The organism is Adhaeribacter sp. (genome assembly GCF_057359045.1).
On the sequence record NZ_JBMQUD010000075.1, the window covers coordinates 41,865 to 48,758 of the forward strand.

The following is a 6,894-nucleotide window of genomic DNA, read 5'->3' on the forward strand; positions in this document are numbered from 1 at the left end:
TATGGAAGTAACATTTAATAAAACTAAAATTATCGCCACCGTTGGGCCGGCCAGTAATAATGCAGAAATGCTATCGGCTTTAATAAAAGAAGGCGTAGATGTATTCAGACTTAATTTTTCGCACGGTAAGCACCAGGATCACCTGCACGTTATAAATACCGTACGCCAGCTTAACCAGGAACTGGGCACCAAAATATGCCTGATGCAGGATTTGCAAGGTCCTAAAATAAGACTGGGCGATGTGGAGAACGGTCAGGTTGAAATTAAAGCCGGCGATAAATTAAAACTGGTTTGTGATAATTCGGTAAGTACCGCCACGCGTCTGTCTACCATTTACACAGAATTAGCCAAAGACGTAAACGTAGGCGATGCCATTTTACTAGACGATGGTAAAATAGAACTGCGGGTTATTGCAACCGATAAAGACAAAGAAGTAGAAGTAGTGGTTATTTACGGCGGTCCCGTAAAACCCCGGAAAGGCATAAACCTACCCGACACCGATGTGTCGGCGCCATCGCTTACCGCAAAAGACATAGAAGACCTGCATTTTGGCTTAGATAACGATGTGGAGTGGGTAGCGCTTTCGTTTGTGCGGCGGGCCCAGGATATTGCCGATATTAAGCGTATAATTAAAGATTGCGGCAAAAATACATTAGTAGTTGCCAAAATAGAAAAACCAGAAGCCATCCGGAACATAGACGAAATAATTGCTGCTACCGATGCTATAATGGTTGCCCGCGGCGATTTAGGCGTAGAAATTAAAGCCGAAGATGTGCCGATGTTGCAAAAAATGATGGTTGAAAAATGCAACCGAGCCGGTAAACCCGTAATTATTGCTACCCAAATGATGGAGAGTATGATTACCAACGCCCGGCCTACCCGTGCTGAAACCAATGATGTAGCCAATGCCGTTTTCGACGGTGCCGATGCGGTAATGCTGAGTGCCGAAACAGCCGCCGGCGCTTATCCTTTAGAAACCATCCGGAGCATGAGCCGGACCATTGCCTCGGTTGAGGCTAATGGTGAAGTATTTAACAAAATAGTTAAACCTACTCCGGGCGCCGATTCATTTTTTAGTAAAACAATAATTGCGAACGCTTGTATGCTGGCCCGCGATACTGAGGCAACCGCTGTAGTGTGTATGACCCGTTCTGGTTATACGGCCATGCACATAGCAAAAAACCGGCCTAAAGCCCATATCTTTGTTTTTACGGATAACCAACGACTGGTAAACCAACTAAACATGGTTTGGGGCGTACGCACCTACCTTTACGACGGGGAAGTAAGCTCTACTGATAATTTACTGGCCGAATTCCGGTCGATATTAACCCAGGATGGCCATTTACTGGAAGGAAATGTGGTGGTAAATATTACCAGTATGCCGGCCACCGACCGCACCAGTGCCAATACCATTAAATTAAGCCGCAAATAAGCTGGCAAAACAGATATTTATTTTGTACAAAGAGAAAGCCTGTAAATTTTACAGGCTTTCTCTTTGGTATTGGTATAAGATTAACACCAAATATGTTTAGGAGCTATAGTTAAAAAGCAGCTAAAGGGCCATAGCTGGTGTTATCTCCGCCCACTATTTACATGCTTGTAACTGGAAGCATTATTAATGGTAAGGAATATTCTGGAAGCTATAAAAACAATCCGGGTAATCTAAACCTGGCTCATTAAAGCACCAAGCTTCCGTTACGCTTAAACGGGAAGCAGATAGTGTATTAAAAACTGAAAGAAAGGATAAGGGCCGCAGTTTAACTTTTTTCTTCGTACTAAGTTATACCGGTCCGCAGCAGGTATAAAGAATTTCTTGCCCGTAAAACATAAAAAAGCCTTACCGAGGTAAGGCTAGTAATATTAAAAAAAACAGGATAATTCTTTTAAGGAATAAAAACCAAAGCTAAACTTTTACCGGCAATTAAGCGGCAGCAGCAGCCAGCGTATTAATATGCTTTGCTAATTTAGATTTGTTATTAGCCGCTTTGTTTTTATGAATAATATTGCGCTTGGCTAAACGATCCAACATAGAAGATACTGTTTTAAACAGTTCTTGTGCTTCCGCTTTATCGGTAGTACCTTTTAATCTCTTGATAAATGTACGGGTGGTTTTAGCTTGGTATCTGTTTAATTCCCGCTTCTTATCGTTGGCTCTAATTCTTTTTAATGCCGATTTATGATTAGCCATAAATTTTTATTATCTAAATACTTTTTTTCTGAATGAGAGTGCAAATTTATACCTTTTTGTTTTCTGTTCCAAATAAAATTTCTGAATTTAAATAGTATATTTTATTTATTCCTAAACTAATGGTTAAAAGGTGTTAAATGCTAATTTTCTCTGCAACAATTATTTAAAATTATTTGGTTCAGAATATCAGCCGTAAAACTAACATTTTATTCCGGATGTATTAATAAAAATTTATTTAAAGCCATTGTATAAGTAGCTGCTTACTTGCTGGTTTAGCTGTTTACTGTTAAATAAATTTATTTATTTGGCTCTGTGTAATTTTTTAGAGTTGCTGTACGCAAATAAAATATAGTGGTAAAACGGGAGTTTAAATAGTAAATTTGTAAACAGTTGTAAATCTGCTCACAATCTTACTTGCTTTATGCCTGTTGTTTCTTCTGCTTACCGGGGCGGACCTTTTTATTTTTTTAATCGCCACATCCAAACCATTGTGCCCAGTTTATTCCGGGAGCTGAAAGAAGTAACCTATACCCGAGAACGGATTACCACCCCCGATCAGGACTTTTTAGATTTGGATTGGGCACGCCAGGGCCGCAATGGTTTAGTTATTATATCGCATGGGTTAGAAGGTAGTGCCGACCGCCCTTATGTACGCGGCATGGTAAAAGCGATGCACCAGATTGGTTTAGATGCCCTGGCCTGGAACTTCCGGAGTTGCAGCGGCGAACCGAATAAGTTGTTACGTTCTTACCACATGGGGGCTACCGACGATTTACATACCGTGGTAAATTATGCTTTAGCTAAATACCATTATGCGGCCATTTATTTGGTGGGTTTTAGCATGGGCGGCAATATTACTCTTAATTATTTGGGTCAGCAACCTGAGCAGGTACCCAGCGCTGTAAAAGCAGCGGCTGTATTTTCGGTGCCATGCCACATTAAAACGGCTTCGCGGCAAATGGCAAAATTAGAAAACCGCGTGTACATGCGCCGGTTTTTAAAGACTCTGCGTCAGAAAATGACCGATAAGCTGCCACTTTTCCCTGAAGGCATAACGCTTACTGGCTACGAAAAGCTGCGTACGTTTCCGCAGTTCGACAACCGGTTTACAGCGCCTATTCATGGGTTTAAAGATGCCGACGAGTATTACGAGCGCTGCAGTTCGCGGCAATATTTAACAGCCATACAAATTCCTACTTTACTTGTAAATGCCCTAAACGATCCTTTTTTATCGCCGGAGTGTTTTCCGGTACCCGAGGCCCGACAAAATCCTAACTTATATTTAGAAATGCCGCGCAAGGGTGGCCACGTTGGCTTCACCGAAAATTTCTGGCAAAACACGTATTATTCCGAAAAAAGAGCAACCGAATTCATCTCGGATTTCCTCCCAAAATAAATCACTTGTAAAAACGGAACTGTATAATTTACGGCGTGTAGCGCAGCGAACGAAGAACTACCGTAACAAATCTTTTTAAATAAAATAAAAGTTTGTTCATTTGCGCGGTATTTTGCCAATAAACGTAAATGCTCAGGTCTGCCAATCAAAGGAGACAGAAAACGGTTTAGATTAAAAGCTTTATATGTTTTTTGTTATGAAGTAGGTATAAAGAAAAGGAGCTCCAACGGAAACTTAATTTGCCTATTGGTTAATTATTTAACCTTTAATAGTTTAAAAGTGTTTCGTTGATAAGGTAAGTACCATTAAATAGATTGTAAATAGAAATAAACGTGGCAACATTATTAGATTTTATCGGCAACACCCCGTTGGTGGAGCTAAACCACATAGCAACAAAACCAGGCGTAAAATTACTCGCCAAGTTAGAAGGAAATAATCCCGGCGGCAGTGTAAAAGACCGCGCTGCCTACGGTATGATAAAGGGTGCCTTGGACCGCGGCGAACTAAAACCGGGTATGAAATTAATTGAAGCAACCAGCGGCAACACCGGTATTGCTTTGGCCATGATTGCCCGCTTGTTTAACGTAGAGATTGAACTGGTTATGCCCGAGAATTCTACGATAGAACGGGTAAAAACCATGGAAGCGTTTGGTGCCAAGGTAATATTAACCTCAGAAAAAGGTTCGATGGAAGAAGCCATTGATTACACCCTGGCGCAAGTGGCCAACGGCGGCTACCTGATGCTGAACCAGTTTGGCAACCCCGATAACCACCAGGCCCATTATACCAGCACCGGTCCCGAAATTTGGCGCGATACTTCTGGCCAAGTAACGCACTTTGTATCATCTATGGGAACTACCGGTACCATTATGGGCGTTTCGCGGTATTTAAAAGAACAAAATCCGGCGGTGCAAATTGTAGGTGTGCAACCCGTAGAAGGATCGCAGATACCAGGCATCCGGCGGTGGCCCGAAGCGTATTTGCCTAAAATATTTGAGCGGGAGCGGGTAGACCAAATAATTGATGTTACGCAGCAGGAAGCTACCGCCATGACCCGCCGCCTGGCCAGCGAAGAAGGCGTATTTGCCGGTATGAGCAGCGGAGGCGCCGTAGCCGCAGCTTTAAAATTGAGCCAGAAAATTGACTCGGGGGTTGTGGTTTGTATTATTTGCGACCGCGGCGACCGGTATTTGTCGTCTAACTTATTTTAGTAAAATATTACCCGCATGGGTACGCTAATTGGGCGTAAACCGAATAATTTTGTAAAAGTTAGGTAAATAGGCTGGTGAAACAATTAAAGCCAGAATAGGTTAAATAACTTATTGCACAAGCTTATTTACCTAACTAATTATGAACAAACTGAATGCTACGTTTATAGCCGGCGTACTGGGCGCCAGCCTGATCATGGGCTGTAATTCCGAAAGCAAAAAACAAACTAATACTACCGCCACTACTACCGAGGCTACCTCCGGAAATAACACCCGCTCTTTACCACCGCCCGATACAACCCACGATGCCCAGGTATTTAGCAAGGTAATTGGTTGGCCCGACGGAAAAACACCGGTAGCTCCTGCCGGTTTTAAAGTGACCAAATTTGCCGATAATTTGCGGAATCCGCGCTGGATTTACGTAGCGCCCAACGGCGATATACTGGTAGCCGAATCGAGTACCGAACCAAAAATAAAAGAAAAAGTGGCTGCCCAGGTAACTGGTAAAGCCGGTTCGCAAAATCTGGGCAACAGCGCGAACCGCATTACTTTGTTCCGCGATGCAAACAAAGATGGCCAACCCGAAATGCAGGAGGTGTTTTTAAGCAATCTCCATCAGCCTTTTGGTATGCTGGTGTTAAACGATATGTTTTACGTAGCCAACACCGATGGCTTGTGGCGCTACCCCTATAAAGCCGGCCAAACCAAGATAACCGCCGCCGGCGAAAAAATATTAGAATTGCCGGCTGGCGGCTACAACAACCACTGGACCCGCAATTTAATCTCCAGCGCCGATGGGTCTAAAATTTACATTTCGGTGGGCTCCGGCAGTAACGTGGGCGAGAACGGCATGGAACACGAAAAAAGAAGGGCCAATATTTTAGAAATTAACCCCGATGGTTCCGGGGAACGCATTTATGCCAGTGGCTTGCGCAATCCGGTAGGTATGGGGTGGGCTCCCGGCACTAAAACCCTCTGGACAGCCGTAAACGAGCGCGATAAACTCGGCGACGACCTGGTACCGGATTATGTAACCAGTGTGCAGCCCGGCGGTTTTTACGGTTGGCCTTATGCTTACTTCGGCCCTAACGAAGATCCCCGGATGCAAGGGCAACAACCCGATTTAGTTAAAAAGACCATTGTGCCCGATGTGTCGTTGGGTGCCCACACGGCCTCTTTGGGTTTAGCTTTTTACGATAAGCAAGCCTTCCCCGAAAAATACCGGAACGGGGCTTTTATTGGGCAGCACGGCTCCTGGAACCGCTCGGAGTTGGTGGGTTACAAAGTTGTGTTTGTGCCTTTCCGGAACGGCAAACCCGCCGGTTCTTACGAAGATTTTTTAACCGGATTTGTTGCGGATAATGGTAAAAACGAAGTATATGGCCGTCCGGTTGGCGTAACGGTTTTGCCCGACGGTGCTATGCTGGTAGCCGATGATGCCAGTAATACCATTTGGCGGATAAGTACCAGATAATTTAAAGTTATGCGATTGTAAAAGTGAAAACAATTGCCACCTCCAATATTTTAAAAAATCAGGCTAAACACTCCACTCGTTTTAACGGGTGGGGTGATTTTGTTGATAGCGATGACTAGCTAACATAAATCGCACGCTCCACATCAATACTTTCTAAAAAAATATTCGTCGTGCGATACTACCAGAGCGTGCCGGAATATTCGTTAATAGCGGCGGTTAATATTTTGAATTGGTTCGCCCTATACCAACTAGTAACAAATAAATACCATACCTATCACGCCCTATCGGTCCTATTGAAAAGAACTATTGTTTAGCCTGTCTTACAGGTAGCAACCAGTAAAGTGGGAGTTACCTACTTTCTTTTCTACTCAATAGTTCCTTCCAGAATGACTTATTTTATTCCTATGAAAGGACGTTTATACGATTTGGTAAAAATAATCAGCTTGGGTGTCTGGTTGCTAATGGTAAGGCAGCAAAGCATAAGCTAATTGCGCAAATTTTTGCCTTCTTATTAGAAGTGTACACATTATTTAGCCAGGTTTATCTAACTTTATTTTTCTTAATTAATTAGTTTAACCGACTGGATAATATCTCCGACTTCGAGTTGGTGAACAACCGCCATACCGGC

General features: G+C 43.2%; 5 protein-coding genes. 4 read left to right on the forward strand and 1 reads right to left on the reverse strand.

What is annotated here, in order from left to right; genetic code table 11:
• Position 1: 1 nt before the first annotated feature.
• Positions 2–1,432, forward strand: a complete 1,431-nt coding sequence (gene pyk, locus ACO1R6_RS11990) for a pyruvate kinase (protein ID WP_486265037.1) — start codon at positions 2–4, stop codon at positions 1,430–1,432.
• Between the two features lie 489 nt (positions 1,433–1,921).
• On the opposite strand, the gene rpsT is transcribed toward pyk, so the two are convergent.
• A complete protein-coding gene (gene rpsT, locus ACO1R6_RS11995; RefSeq protein WP_486265038.1) occupies positions 1,922–2,188 on the reverse strand; it encodes a 30S ribosomal protein S20 in 267 nt (88 codons plus the stop codon).
• Positions 2,189–2,609: 421 nt separating this feature from the next.
• Between rpsT and ACO1R6_RS12000 the strand changes: the two genes are divergently transcribed.
• From ACO1R6_RS12000 to ACO1R6_RS12010, 3 genes are all read left to right on the forward strand, one after another.
• Positions 2,610–3,584 carry a YheT family hydrolase gene (locus tag ACO1R6_RS12000; RefSeq protein ID WP_486265040.1) on the forward strand — a complete coding sequence of 325 codons (975 nt, stop codon included), beginning with the start codon at positions 2,610–2,612 and terminating at the stop codon, positions 3,582–3,584.
• A gap of 332 nt (positions 3,585–3,916) precedes the next feature.
• Positions 3,917–4,795 (forward strand): cysteine synthase CysM, encoded by an 879-nt coding sequence (gene cysM, locus ACO1R6_RS12005; RefSeq protein ID WP_486265042.1) that lies wholly within the window; start codon positions 3,917–3,919, stop codon positions 4,793–4,795.
• A gap of 139 nt (positions 4,796–4,934) precedes the next feature.
• Positions 4,935–6,266 (forward strand): PQQ-dependent sugar dehydrogenase, encoded by a 1,332-nt coding sequence (locus tag ACO1R6_RS12010; RefSeq protein WP_486265044.1) that lies wholly within the window; start codon positions 4,935–4,937, stop codon positions 6,264–6,266.
• Positions 6,267–6,894 lie beyond the last annotated feature (628 nt).